The organism is Frankia sp. BMG5.23 (assembly GCF_000685765.2).
In the GTDB taxonomy this organism is placed as follows: Bacteria; Actinomycetota; Actinomycetes; order Frankiales; family Frankiaceae; genus Frankia; species Frankia casuarinae.
This window is the reverse complement of the sequence record NZ_JDWE01000009.1, coordinates 44025-58824: the sequence shown is the minus strand read 5'-3', so window position 1 is coordinate 58824 and position 14800 is coordinate 44025. Positions and strand designations below refer to the sequence as shown.

Annotated in this window: 13 protein-coding genes; all 13 read left to right on the top strand. The window is 68.9% G+C overall.

What is annotated here, in order from left to right; genetic code table 11:
• Window positions 1-271: 271 nt before the first annotated feature.
• The 13 genes from rpsB (at window position 272) to BMG523DRAFT_RS06480 (ending at window position 14734) form a co-directional block, all read left to right on the top strand.
• Window positions 272-1156: a 30S ribosomal protein S2 gene (gene rpsB / locus BMG523DRAFT_RS06540; RefSeq protein ID WP_043590656.1), complete on the top strand. Its 885-nt coding sequence runs from the start codon at window positions 272-274 to the stop codon at window positions 1154-1156.
• A 265-nt stretch (window positions 1157-1421) separates the two neighbouring features.
• Window positions 1422-2036 carry a translation elongation factor Ts gene (tsf, locus tag BMG523DRAFT_RS06535; RefSeq protein WP_011437956.1) on the top strand — a complete coding sequence of 205 codons (615 nt, stop codon included), beginning with the start codon at window positions 1422-1424 and terminating at the stop codon, window positions 2034-2036.
• A gap of 283 nt (window positions 2037-2319) precedes the next feature.
• A complete protein-coding gene (gene frr, locus BMG523DRAFT_RS06530) occupies window positions 2320-2877 on the top strand; it encodes a ribosome recycling factor (protein WP_011437955.1) in 558 nt (185 codons plus the stop codon).
• 138 nt (window positions 2878-3015) lie between these two features.
• On the top strand, window positions 3016-3957 hold the full coding sequence (locus tag BMG523DRAFT_RS06525; protein WP_011437954.1) for a phosphatidate cytidylyltransferase: 942 nt from the start codon (window positions 3016-3018) through the stop codon (window positions 3955-3957).
• A gap of 101 nt (window positions 3958-4058) precedes the next feature.
• Window positions 4059-5324 carry a 23S rRNA (adenine(2503)-C(2))-methyltransferase RlmN gene (gene rlmN / locus BMG523DRAFT_RS06520; RefSeq protein WP_051623789.1) on the top strand — a complete coding sequence of 422 codons (1266 nt, stop codon included), beginning with the start codon at window positions 4059-4061 and terminating at the stop codon, window positions 5322-5324.
• Window positions 5311-6633 carry a PHB depolymerase family esterase gene (locus BMG523DRAFT_RS06515; protein WP_235462911.1) on the top strand — a complete coding sequence of 441 codons (1323 nt, stop codon included), beginning with the start codon at window positions 5311-5313 and terminating at the stop codon, window positions 6631-6633. Before rlmN ends, BMG523DRAFT_RS06515 begins: the two co-directional genes overlap by 14 nt.
• 206 nt (window positions 6634-6839) lie before the next feature.
• Window positions 6840-8075 carry a 1-deoxy-D-xylulose-5-phosphate reductoisomerase gene (gene dxr, locus BMG523DRAFT_RS06510; protein WP_035731407.1) on the top strand — a complete coding sequence of 412 codons (1236 nt, stop codon included), beginning with the start codon at window positions 6840-6842 and terminating at the stop codon, window positions 8073-8075.
• Window positions 8076-8106: 31 nt separating this feature from the next.
• Entirely contained in the window at window positions 8107-9291 is a 1185-nt protein-coding gene (locus BMG523DRAFT_RS06505; RefSeq protein WP_011437950.1) for an RIP metalloprotease, read from the top strand.
• 109 nt (window positions 9292-9400) lie between these two features.
• On the top strand, window positions 9401-10555 hold the full coding sequence (gene ispG / locus BMG523DRAFT_RS06500) for a flavodoxin-dependent (E)-4-hydroxy-3-methylbut-2-enyl-diphosphate synthase (protein ID WP_011437949.1): 1155 nt from the start codon (window positions 9401-9403) through the stop codon (window positions 10553-10555).
• A gap of 13 nt (window positions 10556-10568) precedes the next feature.
• Entirely contained in the window at window positions 10569-11420 is an 852-nt protein-coding gene (locus BMG523DRAFT_RS06495; RefSeq protein WP_043590654.1) for a GNAT family N-acetyltransferase, read from the top strand.
• 258 nt (window positions 11421-11678) lie between these two features.
• Window positions 11679-12752 carry an ABC transporter substrate-binding protein gene (locus tag BMG523DRAFT_RS06490; RefSeq protein ID WP_011437947.1) on the top strand — a complete coding sequence of 358 codons (1074 nt, stop codon included), beginning with the start codon at window positions 11679-11681 and terminating at the stop codon, window positions 12750-12752.
• Window positions 12753-12909: 157 nt separating this feature from the next.
• Window positions 12910-13707: an ABC transporter ATP-binding protein gene (locus BMG523DRAFT_RS06485; protein ID WP_011437946.1), complete on the top strand. Its 798-nt coding sequence runs from the start codon at window positions 12910-12912 to the stop codon at window positions 13705-13707.
• Window positions 13697-14734 (top strand): ABC transporter permease, encoded by a 1038-nt coding sequence (locus BMG523DRAFT_RS06480; RefSeq protein WP_011437945.1) that lies wholly within the window; start codon window positions 13697-13699, stop codon window positions 14732-14734. Before BMG523DRAFT_RS06485 ends, BMG523DRAFT_RS06480 begins: the two co-directional genes overlap by 11 nt.
• The last annotated feature ends 66 nt before the right edge of the window (window positions 14735-14800 follow it).

The following is a 14800-nucleotide window of genomic DNA, read 5'->3' as shown; positions in this document are numbered from 1 at the left end:
GGACATCGCCGGCCGGTCCGTTGATCCGATCCGATGTGGTAGTCCGATGGATCCTCGTGCCCGGCGGGTATCATCGATCGCAGGGCCCGTCCACCGGGCCCAGTTCGCACGCCCACTGTCGATGATCCGGATCTGATCATCGGAAGGGTCTCCTCGGTCCGCCGCACAGCGGCGGCCACGACCAATCGGGCGTCAGGGGCTGCCGTCGTCAGATGGCGCCGTCACAACCGAGGCGTCCCGGCCCAGGCCGGGCGGGAAGGAGCGACGTCCGATGGCCGTCGTCACCATGAAGCAGCTGCTGGAGAGCGGTGTGCACTTCGGGCACCAGACCAAGCGCTGGAATCCGAAGATGAAGCGGTACATCTTCACCGAACGTAACGGCATTTACATCATCGACCTGCAGCAGACACTGTCCTACATCGACCGCGCCTACGACTTCGTCAAGGAGACCGTGGCGCACGGTGGGACGGTCCTGTTCATCGGGACGAAGAAGCAGGCCCAGGAGGCAATCGAGGAACACGCGGCCCGGGTCGGAATGCCGTACGTCAAGGAGCGGTGGCTCGGTGGCATGTTGACCAACTTCTCCACGGTCTACAAGCGTCTTCAGCGGCTCAAGGAGCTCGAGGAGATCGAGGTGACCGGTGGTACCGAGGTGCGCACGAAGAAGGAGCAGCTCGTGCTGACCCGGGAGAAGGTCAAGCTGGAGCGCACCCTCGGCGGTATCCGCGACATGAGCCGGGTGCCGAGCGCGGTGTGGGTCGTCGACACCAAGAAGGAGCACATCGCCGTCGGTGAGGCCCGCAAGCTCGGCATTCCCGTCGTGGCGATTCTCGACACGAACTGCGACCCGGACGAGGTCGACTACCCGATCCCCGGCAACGACGACGCGATCCGCAGCGCTGCCCTGCTCACCCGGGTGGTCGCCGATGCGGTCGCGGACGGTCTGATGGCCCGTGCGGGCGCCTCGAGCTCTGCCGATGCCAAGCCCGAGCAGTCCGCGGGTGAGGAGCCGCTCGCCGAGTGGGAGCAGGCCCTGCTGCGTGGTGAGGCACCTGCCGAGGCCCCGGGTGCGGTGGAGTCGGCGACGGTGGAGCCGGCGACGGCGGAGCCCGCGGACGGGACACGGCCGGACGCCGCGGTCGGCACCGCGGTCTGACCCGCTACCGCGTCTCATTCGCCTGCGGTGGTGGCGATCGACCAACGGTGACATTGTGTGAGGATGACGGTGGTTCCCCGAGTCGGGTCGGGGACCACCGCTCCCGAATGTCAGGCCTGGTTCCGGTGGTCGGACCCGTGCACCGGATCGGGCGCGCAGCCAGGGCCGCTCGGGCGGGCGCTCCCGCGGCGCCCGGCGGGCACCGCGGGACCGGGGCCGATAGAACTACGACAGCATCCAGACCCACACCGACGAGAAGAGCACCATGGCAGAGATTTCAGTCGCTGACATCCGGAAGCTCCGGGAGCTCACCGGCGCTGGGATGAGCGACGTCAAGAAGGCGTTGGTCGACAACGCCGGGGACTTCGAGAAGGCGAAGTCCTGGCTGCGGGAGAAGGGCAAGGCGCAGGTCGCCAAGCGTGCGGCACGCAGCGCCGCCAACGGCCTGGTCGAGTCCTATCTGCATCGGACCGACCCGCAGCTCCCGCCCACCCTCGGCGTGCTCGTCGAGCTTCGCTGCGAGACGGACTTCGTGGCCAAGACCGAGGACTTCAAGCAACTCGCCCGCGATCTCGCGCAGCACATCGCCGCGGCGGACCCGCTGTACGTCACCGCCGAGCAGATCCCGAACGAGGTCCTCGAGGCGGAGCGAAAGATCTACGAGGCCGCGGCCCGCGAGGAGGGCAAGCCCGAGCAGGCGATCGCGAAGATCGTTGAAGGGCGCGTCAACGGGTATGTGAAGAGCAGCGTGCTGCTTGACCAGCCATGGGTGAAGGACGGCAAGGTGACCATCCGAGCTCTGCTCGACCAGGCCGGCGCGTCACTGGGTGAGAAGATCGAGGTCGGTCGGTTCTCCCGGTTCAACATCCGCCAGGCCTGAGCGTCGTCGGACCGCCGGCTCCCTGTCGGGTGGCCGGCGGCCGGCGGCCGTCGGCTCCGAGGCTTCTCGGTGGGTGCGGTGTCGGCCCAGGTCGGCGGGGACGTCGTGGTAGGGCACACTGCAGGCGGCGGCTGTGCGATCATCGGTCAGGCGAATCCGGGACCGGGCGGGACGGCTTCGCCCCTGGGACGACGAACTCGGCTGCGCTCGGCCGAACCGCGGTGATGACAGGACCGGCGCCCGGTGGACGCCGGCGGACCAGGAACAGACGGAAGGAAATGCGGTGATCGACGACACGCTTCTCGAGGCCGAGGAGAAGATGGAGAAGGCGGTCTCGGTCGCCAGGGAGGACTTCGCGAACATCCGCACGGGGCGTATCACTCCCGCGGTCTTCTCCAAGATCCTGGTGGACTACTACGGCGCTCCGACACCGGTGCAGCAGCTCGCGTCGTTCCACATCCCGGAGCCACGTATGGTGATCATCACGCCTTACGACAAGTCGTCCCTGGGGGCGATCGAGAAGGCCGTGCGTGATTCCGATCTCGGGGTCAACCCGAGCAATGACGGCACCATCATCCGGTGTGTTTTTCCGGAGCTGTCCGAGCAACGGCGTCGCGATCTTGTCAAGGTGGCTCGGACCAAGGCCGAGGAAGCCCGGGTGAGTATCCGCAACGTCCGACGTCACGCCAAGGACACGATCGATCGGATCGTGCGGGACGGCGATGCCGGCGAGGACGAGGGCCGGCGGGGTGAGAAGGATCTCGACGAGGCAACCCACCGATACGTCGGACAGGTGGATGAACTTCTTCGGCTCAAGGAATCGGATCTTCTCTCGGTTTGATCACTCCCGCGTCCGTTCTCGATACCGGCCGCTCGCTCCGATGTTCGGTTCCCATGGTCTCGGAATCGCCTGGACGGTCCCCGGATCCGCGCATGACGCATACGCGATGCGGCGGTCGCTGCCCACGGCCGGGCAGCCATGACGACTGTCGACGGCCGCGCGGTGGCTGAGTCCGGGCCGTCCGGGTCATCCGCGCCGCCGGGATCCTCGCCGCCGGGATCCTCGCCTGGGTCCGGTAATCACGGCCGGCCCGCCGGGACGGCGTCCCGGCCCTCACGTGCCGGCCGCAATCTGCCGGCCGCCATCGGTGTCGGCATCCTTCTCGGTGCCGTCATCCTCGTTCCGCTGTTCACCCTGCGGGTGATCTTTGTCGGGGTGATCAGTGCCGCGATGGCCCTGGGCACCCACGAGGTGGTCCGCGCGATCCGACTGACGCAGGTACGGGTTCCCCTGCTTCCCCTGGTTGCCGGGGCGGCGGCCATGCCGGTCGTCGCGTACGCCGACGGGACCACCGGCCTGCTGCTGACTCTCGCCGGCACCATCGGCGTGGCGGCGCTGGTCCGTGCTTTCGGGCCGTCCACGGGTCTGCTCCGCGACGTCGCCGGCGCCGCGTTCGTGGCCGGCTACATCGGCTTTCCGGCAGGCTTCGCCGCGCTGCTCACCGAACCCTCCGATGGTCGCTGGCGAGTCGTCGCCTTTCTGGGAACGGTGGTGGCCAGCGACGTCGGTGGTTACACGGCCGGTGTCCTCTCCGGCGGTCGGCACAAGATGGCCCCCACCGTCTCCCCGGGGAAGTCGTGGGAGGGATTCGCCGGTTCGGCGGTGACCTGTGTGATCGTCGCCGGGATCGTGCTGGCCTGGCCGCTGGAGGCCGAGGCCTGGCAGGGCGTTCTGCTCGGGCTGGCGGTCGCGTGTACCGCGACGATCGGCGACCTGGGTGAGTCTCTGCTCAAGCGCGACATCGGCATCAAGGACATGAGCAGCCTGCTGCCCGGCCATGGTGGCCTGATGGACCGTCTGGACTCGTTGTTGTGCACCGCCCCGGTCGCCTGGCTTCTGATCACTTCCTTCCTGAACTGATCGAAACCGGGTCCAGTCGACCGGTCTCGCCTCTCGTAGGCCCCTTCGGACAGATCAGTGCATTCGTCTCGGTCGCGGTCACCTGGCAGACTGGATCCGCGATGACTGCCACGACCGCCGAATCCGGACGTCCGGACCAGCCCCCGACCGCCGAGGCGGGCCGGCCCGTGCGGCTGACACTCACCCGGCGAGCGGGCCGAGCGCCGCGTCACCTCGCCGACCTGACCCGGCAGGAACGGCGTGACGTCGCGGTGTCGCTGGGGCAGCCGGCCTTCCGCGCCGATCAGGTGGCCCGGCACTACTATGCGCGGTTGATCGCCGCCGATGAGCCCGAGGCGATGACCGACCTGCCGGAGCGGGACCGCCAGCCGCTCCTCGACGCCCTGCTGCCGAGGCTGCTCGTCCCGGTGCGGACGCTGAGCTGCGACGACGGTCTGACCCGCAAGACGGCATGGCGGACCGTGGACGGCGCTTCTCTCGAGTCTGTGATCATGAGATATCCGGATCGCGCGACGGTCTGTGTGTCGAGCCAGGCGGGCTGCGGCATGGGCTGCCCGTTCTGTGCCACCGGTCAGGGGGGGCTGACCCGCAACCTGTCGACCGCGGAGATCGTCGAACAGGTCGTGCACGCCGCCCGGGTTCTCCGGCGCCGTGAGCTCGCGGGCGGCGAGACCAGGTTGTCGAACGTGGTCTTCATGGGGATGGGCGAGCCGCTGGCGAACTATGCCGCGGTGATCGCCGCGCTACGCCGCCTCACCGCTCACCCCCCCGACGGCCTGGGCCTGTCGGCTCGCGGCCTGACGGTCAGCACCGTCGGCCTCGTTCCGGCGATTCGTCGTCTGGCCGGAGAGGGCCTGCCGGTGACTCTGGCGGTGTCCCTGCACGCCCCGGACGACGTTCTACGGAACGAACTCGTCCCCATCAACACCCGTTGGCCGGTGGTCGAGGTGCTCGCGGCCGCCTGGGAGTACGCCGAGATGACCGGCAGACGGGTAAGCGTCGAGTACGCGCTGATCGACGGGGTCAACGATGACGTGGGACGCGCCGACGCCCTCGCGGACCTGCTCGTCGGCCGGCTCGCGCATGTGAACCTCATTCCGTTGAATCCGACCGGTGGATCCTCGTGGCGCGCCAGCGCCCCGGCCGGCCAGCGCGCGTTCGTCCGCCGGCTCCGTGACCGCGGCATCGTGACGACGGTGCGCGACACCCGGGGCCGGGAGATCGCGGCAGCCTGCGGACAGCTCGCGGCCGAGCCGGCCGGGAAGCCGGAGCGGAGGGACCGGCCGGAGCAGGTCGGATCCGACCGTCTCGTCGAGTTCGGTGCCGTGGGGAGCACGACGCCTGACGGTGACCGTGTCCTTCGGTAGTCCGACGAGTCGACGCCGGGGGGCCTCCCGGCCGGGTATCCGGGCGACGAACACCGTATGGCTGCCGATCACGGCCGCCGCCGGAGTGTTGCTGCTGCTCCTGTGGTACGCGATGTCCCAGGAGCCGGGGCCGGCGAAGACCTCGGCGACCCAGGCCGCTCTCGGAGCATCCGGCGGTCGTGCCGCCGGTGCCGCCGTGGCGTCGGCCATACCGTTGCCCACGGTCCCACCACCCCCCGAGAGCGGCTGCGTCACCGGGAAGACCCTGCCGTCCGGGATCGGTACCCGCACGCTGCGGGTGGGAGGAACCGAGCGCGGCTACGTCCTCGCCGTACCGACCGCGGGTCCACGGGCCAGGCCACTACCACTGATCTTAAATTTCCATGATCTGAATCAGACGCCGGAAGATCTGGAAGCGTACACGCGGCTCGCCGATCAGGGGACGAAGGCGGGCTTCGTGGTCGCCGCCCCGATCGGGACGCAGATGCGGTGGAACTTCACCAGATCGAAGGCGGTGGGACCCGACGACGTACTCTTCGTCGGCGCGCTGCTCAACGACCTTGTCGGTCAGATGTGCCTGGACGCGGGACGCGTCTTCGCCGTGGGCTACGGTGACGGCGCGAACATGGTGCTCACGCTGGCCTGCGCGCTGCCGGGCCGTCTTGCGGCGGCGGTGACCGTCGGGTCGAGCGTGCTGCCCGGCTCCTGCGCCAAGCCCGCCACCAACGTCCTGGAGATCCATGGGACCTCGGACCAGATCGCACCGTATGCCGGCGGAGGTGCTCCGCGACCGGCCCCCTTCACCGGGGTCGTCGCGCAGCCCGTGGAAGACCGGCTCGCCCGGTACGCCTCCGCTCTGGGCTGCGGCGGAGCCCGCCAGACCTCCCGGGACACGGCCGCCTGGCAGCGCACCGTGTGGAGCGGCTGCCCAGCCGGCCACGATGTCGGACTGTTAGCCATGCAGGGCGCGGGGCACACCTGGCCGGGGGCGCAGGCACGCCCGGCGCTGGGTCCGACCTCCGTCAGCCTGAGTGCCACCATTGTGGCGTTGACCTATTTCGGTTACACGCCTACGCCCGCGACAAGTGGCCTGCCCGCTCCCGCCGTCTCCGCCGGTCCCGCCGGCCCGGGCGTCGCCACCAGTCCGACTCCCGCGGCACCGTCGGCTGAATCCTCCGGACCCGCCGCATCCTCCGGACCTGCCACCACGCCCGCGTCGCCCGCCGCCCCGGATGCCGCCCCCCGTGCCGAACCGTCCGGGCAGCCGGCAGCCGGCGCCACACCTTCTTCCTCACCCGGCCGGGGATGAGTAGACGTCGGAGCCGTCGTCGACGTGACCGACCGGGCCGACGTGCCACCCCGATCGGGGTGGCCGATCGGGGTGGGCGGCGACCGCAAAGTCCTGCCCACCAGACCTGACGAAACGTAGTTGTCACTGGACCCATTGCGCATCTTCGGGTGGCACCTGTCATGAACCGAACAGGGCGGCGTCGAGCGGTCGGTGGGCCTGAGAGAATAGGTGACGTGGTGGAGGCTTCGATCCTGCGTGAGGTTGTCCTGCTCGGGTCCACCGGTTCGATCGGAACCCAGGCAATAGATGTCGTACGCCGCAACCCGCAGCGGTTCCGGGTGGTGGCGTTGATGGGCGGCGGGTCCCGGGTGGACCTGCTCGCCGCTCAGGCACTGGACCTCGGCGTCCAGGCCGTGGGAGTGGCGGCGGCCTCGGCCGCTCAGGACCTCCAGCTGGCCTTCTTCGCCGAGGCGTCGCGGCGTGGCTACCGTCGGGGTGAGTTCCCCGTGCCAAAGATTCTCGCCGGTCCCGACGCCGCGAGCGAGATCGCGGCGTGGCCATGCGACATCGTCCTCAACGGCATCACCGGCTCGGTCGGGTTGGCCCCGACGCTCGCGGCGCTGGCCGCCGGCCGGACTGTGGCGTTGGCGAACAAGGAATCGTTGGTCGCCGGGGGGCCGTTGGTGCTCGACGCGCTCGGTGGCGACCCCGACCGCCTGGTGCCGGTGGATTCCGAGCACTCCGCACTGGCGCAGTGCCTGCGTGGCGGGCGGCGGGACGAGGTACGCAAACTGGTGTTGACCGCCAGCGGAGGTCCCTTCCGCGGGCGCCGCCGCGACGAGCTTGCCGCCGTTACCCCGGAGCAGGCGTTGGCCCATCCCACCTGGGACATGGGACCCCTGGTGACGATCAACTCGGCGACCCTGATGAACAAGGGGCTTGAGCTGATCGAGGCGCACCTGTTCTTCGGGGTTCCCTACGACGACATCGAGGTCGTCGTGCACCCCCAGTCGTTGGTGCACTCGATGGTCGAGTTCACCGACGGCTCGACGATCGCTCAGGTCTCCCCACCGGACATGCGACTGCCCATCGCGCTGGCGCTCGGCTGGCCGGACCGGGTGGCGCAGGCACAGCCGCCGATGGACTGGTCGCGGGCGCAGGCGCTTACCTTCGAACCGCTGGACGAGGTGGCGTTCCCGGCGGTGGAGCTCGCGCGCACAGCCGGGCGGCGCGGCGGCACCGCCCCCGCGGTCTTCAACGCCGCGAACGAGGAGGCGGTGGCGGCCTTCCTCGCCGGGCGGCTGCCCTTCATCCGTATCGTCGACCTGGTGGCCGAGGTCATCGCCGAGCACGAAGTGATCGATCATCCCACGGTGGAGGAGGTGTTCGCCACCGAACGAGCCGCGCGGGCGGCGGCAGGGCGGCTGATCCGGCGCGAGACCGAACGGGACACGGTATGAGCCGCCCCCCCGGCGCCGAGGGGGCGGTCTGATGGAGCTTCTCGGCATTGCGGCGTTCGCACTGGCCCTGCTGGTGTCGGTCGTCGCGCACGAGGCCGGGCATTTCGTGACGGCCCGGCACTACGGCATGAAGGCCTCCAAGTTCTTCGTCGGTTTCGGGCCGACCATCTGGTCCCGGCGGCGGGGGGAGACCGAGTACGGTGTCAAGGCCATTCCGGCCGGCGGTTTCGTCAAGATCGAGGGGATGACTCCGCTCGAGGAGATCGATCCGGCCGATGAACCCCGCGCCTTCCACAATGCGCGGGCGCGGGCCCGGCTCGTGGTCATGTCGGCCGGTTCCTTCGTGCATTTCGTCATCGCCATCGTGCTGGTCTACGGAGTGCTCGTTGTCCTGGGCACGACCACGATCAGCGAGTCGAGGGTCGGCGCGACGAGTTGCATCGCCACGACCGCGACTTGTTCCGGACCGGGGCCGGCCGCGGCGGCCGGTCTGCGGCCGGGTGACCGGATCGTCAGCTTCGGCGGAGTTCCGGTCACGACCTGGACGCAGTTCACCCGGCAGGTGCGTGCGCACGGAGCGGGGCCTGCGGTGATGGTCGTCGAACGGGACGGCCGCACCCTCACTCTCACGCCGAACCTGGTGGAGGTCCGGCGCGATCGGGAGACCGGGCAGGCGGGCGACGACCGGGTCGGCGCCTTGGGCGTCAAACCGGGAACCGAGACAGTGCACTACAACCCGATCGAAGCGGTGCCCCGCACCTTCGATGTCATCGGGTCCGGGTTCACCGGCATGTACGAAACGCTGACCCGCCGGATCGGTGATATCGGTAATATCTTCAGCGACAACCGCGACCCCCAGGGTTTCATCAGCGTGGTGGGAGCGGCGCGTATCGGCGGTGACGTGGTCTCGGCCGAGGGCAGTTCGGCCGTGGACCGGGTGCGGAACCTTCTCATTCTGGTCGCCGCGATCAATCTCGCGGTCGGAATTTTTAACCTGTTGCCCCTACTCCCGTTGGACGGCGGTCATATTGCCGTGCTGGGCTTCGAGCAGGCCCGGCACGGTCTACGCAGGCTCCGGGGTTATCGCGGTCCGGTGCAGAAGGTGGATTTCGCCAAACTGTTACCAGCCACGTACGCCACGGTCGTCGTATTGCTCGGGTTCAGTCTGCTTGTCCTGTCCGCCGACATCGTCAATCCCATTCGCCTGAATCAGTAATTTCGTATGAACATGCGCGACGGTGTGCCATTCTGCCCTGCCTCCTGCAGCCGACAGGCCGAGTCAGTCGCACGTCGATCTTCGTCTCCGATTCGCCAGTGAGGACAACGTGACCGTAACTCTGGGCATGCCAACCGCTCCGGCCCGTCCGCTCGGCACGCGGCGGCACAGCCGGCAGATCCACGTGGGCAACGTCCTGGTCGGGGGTGACGCTCCGGTCTCCGTTCAGTCGATGTGCACCACGTTGACGTCGGACGTCAACGCCACGCTGCAGCAGATCGCACAGCTGACAGCGTCGGGATGCCAGATCGTCCGGGTCGCGGTGCCAAGCCAGGACGACGCCGACGCCCTCGCCGCGATCGCCCGCAAGTCCCCGATCCCGGTGATTGCCGATATCCACTTCCAGCCCAAGTACGTCTTCGCCGCGATCGACGCGGGCTGCGCCGCGGTCCGGGTCAACCCCGGCAACATCAAGGCTTTTGACGACAAGGTCGGGGAGATTGCTCGCGCGGCGAAGGCCGCCGGCGTTCCGATCCGGATCGGGGTCAACGCGGGTTCACTCGACAAGCGGCTGTTGGCGAAGTACGGCAAGGCCACGCCGGAGGCGCTGACGGAGTCGGCCTTGTGGGAATGCTCGCTGTTCGAGGAGCACGACTTCCGTGACATCAAGATCTCGGTGAAGCACCACGACCCGGTCGTCATGATCCAGGCGTACCGGCTGCTCGCCCAGGCCTGCGACTACCCGCTGCACCTCGGTGTCACCGAGGCCGGACCGTCCTTCCAGGGCACGGTCAAGTCCGCGGTCGCCTTCGGGGCCCTGCTCGCCGAGGGAATCGGTGACACGATCAGGGTGTCGCTGTCGGCACCGCCGGTCGAGGAGGTGAAGGTCGGCACCGCGATCCTGGAGTCCCTGGGACTTCGGCAGCGTAAGCTCGAAATCGTATCCTGCCCTTCCTGCGGTCGGGCTCAGGTCGATGTCTACACCCTTGCCAATCAGGTCAGCGCCGGTCTCGAGGGCATGGAGGTCCCGTTGCGCGTCGCCGTCATGGGCTGCGTCGTGAACGGGCCGGGCGAGGCCAGGGAGGCCGATCTCGGCGTCGCATCCGGGAACGGCAAGGGTCAGATCTTCGTCCGAGGTGAGGTCGTGAAGACCGTTCCGGAGGCGCAGATCGTGGAAACCCTCATTGAGGAAGCCATGCGGCTGGCCGAGGAGATGGCGGCGGACGGCACCCCGTCCGGCGAACCCTCGGTTTCCGTGGGTTAACCGGTTCGACCGGATGGGCCTACCTCTGCGGTCCGCGCCGACCCGTCTGCTTGACGACAGGGATCTTCCGGCCGTCCGCGAGCTCTTGGCCCGCAACCCGGTCGCCGATGTGTTCGTCGCATCTCGGGTCGAGGCGGCGGGGCTCGACCCGTGGCGTCTCGGCGCCGAGATGTGGGGGCACACCGTGGACGGCCGCCTGGTCGCCCTGTGTTATTTCGGCGCCAACCTCTGGCCCGTGGCGGCGGGCCCCACCTCGGCGAGACTGTTCGCCGAGCGGGCCCGCCGGCAGGGACGGCGCTGCTCGTCCATCGTCGGCGTCTCCTCCTCGGTGACGGCGATGTGGAAGCATCTGGAGCCGACCTGGGGGCGGGCCCGAGAGGTACGGGCCGACCAGCCCCTGCTGGTGATCGACCGCCCGCCGCGGGTCGCCCCCGATCCGGCGGTGCGTCCGGTGCGCCCGGACGAGCTGGACGTCATCCTGCCGGCCTGCATCGCCATGTTTACCGAGGAGATCGGGGTGTCCCCGGTGCTCGCCGACGGCGGCGCCCTTTACCGCGCCCGCGTCGCCGAGTTTGTCGGTCAGCGGCGTTCCTTCGCCCACATCGCCGACGGCCGGGTGCTGTTCAAGGCCGAGATCGGCGCCGTCGCGGGCGACGTCTGCCAGATCCAGGGCGTCTGGGTCGACCCGGCGCTGCGTGGGCGCGGCCTCGGCGCCGCGGGAACCGCGAGCGTGGTCGCGCTGGCGCGGGCCGCCTTCGCCCCGCGGGTCAGCCTGTACGTCAACGACTTCAACCATGCCGCCCGCCGAGTCTACGACCGGGTGGGCTTTCAGCGGGTCGGGACCTTCGCGTCGATCCTGTTCTGAGGTCGATCCTGTTCTGAGGTCGATCCCGGTCTGAGAGCGTCCCGGACCCGCTCCTATGGTGTCCGGGGCCTCTGCGCTCCAGCGAAAAAAATGTCTGTTTTGTCGGATATGTGCTCCTGTCTGGTCAAAGATATTGCAGATCGATGTCATCGTGATGAAGCCACCTGGCCAGGATGGGCACCATCTGGCATGCTTACCATCCCGATGACTTCGATCGACTTGCATGGCGCGGGTGTCAGCCCGCGTGAGGGGGTATCTATGAGGCCGAGCAGACTGTGGCGTGCAGCGACGCCACTCATCGCCGCGGGGGCGCTTGTACTGGCGGTGGTGGGCTGCTCGAGTGACGACGGGGACTCCCAGACGGTCGCCTCGAACGGCCAGATCACCGGCACCCTACGGCTCGGGTACTTCCCGAACCTCACCCACGCGCCAGCTCTCTACGGCGCCGAGAAGGGGATCTTCGCCAAGGACCTCGGCTCTGGAGTCACGCTCAAGACATCGACCTTCAACTCCGGCGTGCAGGAGGCGGAGGCGATTCTGTCCGGCGCCATCGATGCCGGTTATATCGGTCCCAACCCGGCGGTCAACAGCTTCATCAAGTCGCACGGGGAGGCGGTGCGGATCGTCTCCGGCGCTACCTCGGGTGGTGCGTCGCTGGTGGTCAAGCCTGAGATCACCTCCGTCGCGCAGCTCAAGGGCACCACGCTCGCCACCCCGAGCCTGGGCAACACCCAGGACGTGGCGCTGCGGTACTTCCTCAAGAAGAACGGGCTGAAGACCGACACCCAGGGTGGGGGTGATGTCTCCATCAAGCCCCAGGACAACACCGTGACGGTGGACGCCTTCGCCAACAGGGCCATCGACGGGGCCTGGGTGCCCGAGCCGACGGCCTCCCGGCTCGTCGCAGCGGGGGGCAAGGTGCTCGTCGACGAGGCCGACGAGTGGCCGGAGACCAAGGGCCAGTTCGTCACGACGGTGCTTCTGGTGAGCACGGACTATCTGAAGAAGAACCCGGAGATCGTCCGCCGGCTCATCACGGCGAATGTGGAATCGATCAACGCGCTCAACGCCGACCGTGACGCCGGCGCGAAGGTCACCAACACGGCGCTGGGCAAGCTGAGCGGCAAGCCGCTGTCCGACAAGATCCTCACCTTGGCCTGGAAGGGGCTGACCTTCACTCCGGACCCGATCGCGGCGTCCCTGTTCACCTCGGCAAAGCACCAGGAGGAGCTCGGCCTCATCAAGAACCCGAAGCTCGACGGTCTGTTCGATCTGACGGTCCTCAACGAGATCCTCGCCAAGCAGGGCAAACCGACGGTCGCCGACTCCTGACCCGCGGCACCCGGCGGTAGCCGGGCCGGCTGAACCTCGGTCCGAGACCACAGGGCGACGACCAGGCCGGGGTGTCGATCATCGATGCCCCGGCCTGGTCCGTCCGTCCATCCGTCCATGCACACCGGCCGCATACACCGCGACGGGGGAATGAACCATGACCGCTGTACTCGCCGACACCGCTGTACTCGCCGACACCGCTGTACCCGCCGACACCGCGCTGCGCATCCACCGCGTCAGTCGGGTCTTCGGATCCGGGCCCGCCAGCGTCAAGGCGCTCGACGACGTCTCCCTGGACGTCCGGGCGGGCGAGTTCGTCTGTCTCCTCGGCGCGTCCGGCTGTGGGAAATCGACCCTGCTCGGCTTGGTCGCCGGTCTCGACCAGCCGTCTGTGGGCGTCGTCGACACCACCGGCCGGCGGGTTGGGATGATGTTCCAGGACTCGGCGTTGCTGCCCTGGCTGACCGCGGGCGGCAACGTCGAGGTGCCGCTGCGGCTGCGGGGGATCGGCAAGGCCGAGCGGCGGGACCGGGTCGAGAGTCTGCTCGCGATGGTCCGGCTCGCCGGTATGTCCGCGAAGCGCCCCCATGAGCTGTCCGGCGGCATGCGCCAGCGGGTGAGCCTGGCCCGGGCCTTCGCGCAGGAGGCCGACATCCTGTGCATGGATGAGCCGTTCGGTGCGCTCGACGCGATGACCCGCGATCTGCTCCACGACGAACTTGAACGGATCTGGCGGGAGACGGGGGTCACCGTCATCTTCGTCACCCACGATGTGCGTGAGGCGGTCCGGCTCGGTGACCGCATCGTGCTGCTGTCCTCCCGGCCTGGCCGGGTCGCGGAGATCTTCGACGTCGACCTCGACCGCCCCCGCCGGATCGACTCCACCCACGTCTCGGAGCTCGCCACCAAGGTGACCGCGCGGCTACGCGAGGAGGTCGGCCGCCATGGCCACTGACGTCAGCGTCTCCAGCGATAAGAGTGTCCTGCTCGGCGAGGCGGGTAAGTCCTTCGACGTCGACACGGCCCTCGCCGGCCTCGACGCGCTGGACATCCCGACCGCGCAACGGCGGCCGTTCGCGGTCCGCGTCTGGGCGGCCAGCTGGCCGAAGCTCGGCGCTCTGCTCCTGTTCCTGCTGCTCTGGCAGATCGTCGTCTGGAGTGGCTGGAAGCCCAGCTATGTGTTGCCCGGCCCGGGCGAGGCACTGGGCGAGTTCGTCGACCAGCTGGGCAGCGGACACTTCTGGGACGCCCTCGCCCGCACCCTGGTCCGGGCCCTGGAGGGATACGCTCTCGCCGTGCTCATCGGCACCGTGGTCGGGATCGCGGTGTCCCGCTTCGGAGTCCTGCGTACCGCGGTGGGATCGTTCATCACCGCGGTGCAGACGATGCCCTCGATCGTCTGGTTCCCGCTCGCCGTCCTGCTGTTCAAGCTCAGCGAGTCCGCAATCATGTTCGTGGTGGTGCTCGGGGCGGCGCCCTCGGTGGCCAACGGCGTCATCTACGGCGTGGACTACGTGCCGCCTCTGCTGGTCCAGGTCGGCCGCAGCATGGGCGCGCGTAGCCTGTCCCTCTACCGGTACGTCGTGGTACCGGCGGCCCTGCCCTCGGTGCTCGCGGGCCTGAAGCAGGGCTGGGCGTTCGCTTGGCGCAGCCTGATGGCCGGCGAATTGCTGGTCATCGTTCCGGGGCATCCGTCCGTCGGAGCTGACCTGCAGAATGCCCGCGAACTACTCGACACGGTCGGGGTACTGGCCTCGATGATCACGATTTTCGTGATCGGGGTGCTCATCGACGCCGGGTTCAACGCGGCGGACCAGCGGATGCGGCAGCGCCGTGGGCTGGTTGCGGAGGGTACGACGGCGGTCCGGGCAGCTCGGCGTCGCCGGAGCGGCAGCGCCGACGGGTCCGCCGCGGCCGCCACCACGGCCACCTCCTCCGCCGGAGGCGGCACGGACGCCCCCCGTCCCGAGAGGGCTGGCTGAGGAAGTCCCGATTCCCCGGCCGGCAGGTTCGTTGGCCGGCAGGTTCGTTGGCCGAGCCGGCGGCGG

Coding starts and splice junctions, on each gene's coding strand:
- rpsB (WP_043590656.1), top strand. CDS start 272: ATGGCCGTCGTCACCATGAAGCAGCTGCTGGAGAGCGGTGTGCACTTC.
- tsf (WP_011437956.1), top strand. CDS start 1,422: ATGGCAGAGATTTCAGTCGCTGACATCCGGAAGCTCCGGGAGCTCACC.
- BMG523DRAFT_RS06525 (WP_011437954.1), top strand. CDS start 3,016: ATGACGACTGTCGACGGCCGCGCGGTGGCTGAGTCCGGGCCGTCCGGG.
- rlmN (WP_051623789.1), top strand. CDS start 4,059: ATGACTGCCACGACCGCCGAATCCGGACGTCCGGACCAGCCCCCGACC.
- BMG523DRAFT_RS06505 (WP_011437950.1), top strand. CDS start 8,107: ATGGAGCTTCTCGGCATTGCGGCGTTCGCACTGGCCCTGCTGGTGTCG.
- BMG523DRAFT_RS06495 (WP_043590654.1), top strand. CDS start 10,569: ATGGGCCTACCTCTGCGGTCCGCGCCGACCCGTCTGCTTGACGACAGG.
- BMG523DRAFT_RS06490 (WP_011437947.1), top strand. CDS start 11,679: ATGAGGCCGAGCAGACTGTGGCGTGCAGCGACGCCACTCATCGCCGCG.
- BMG523DRAFT_RS06485 (WP_011437946.1), top strand. CDS start 12,910: ATGACCGCTGTACTCGCCGACACCGCTGTACTCGCCGACACCGCTGTA.
- BMG523DRAFT_RS06480 (WP_011437945.1), top strand. CDS start 13,697: ATGGCCACTGACGTCAGCGTCTCCAGCGATAAGAGTGTCCTGCTCGGC.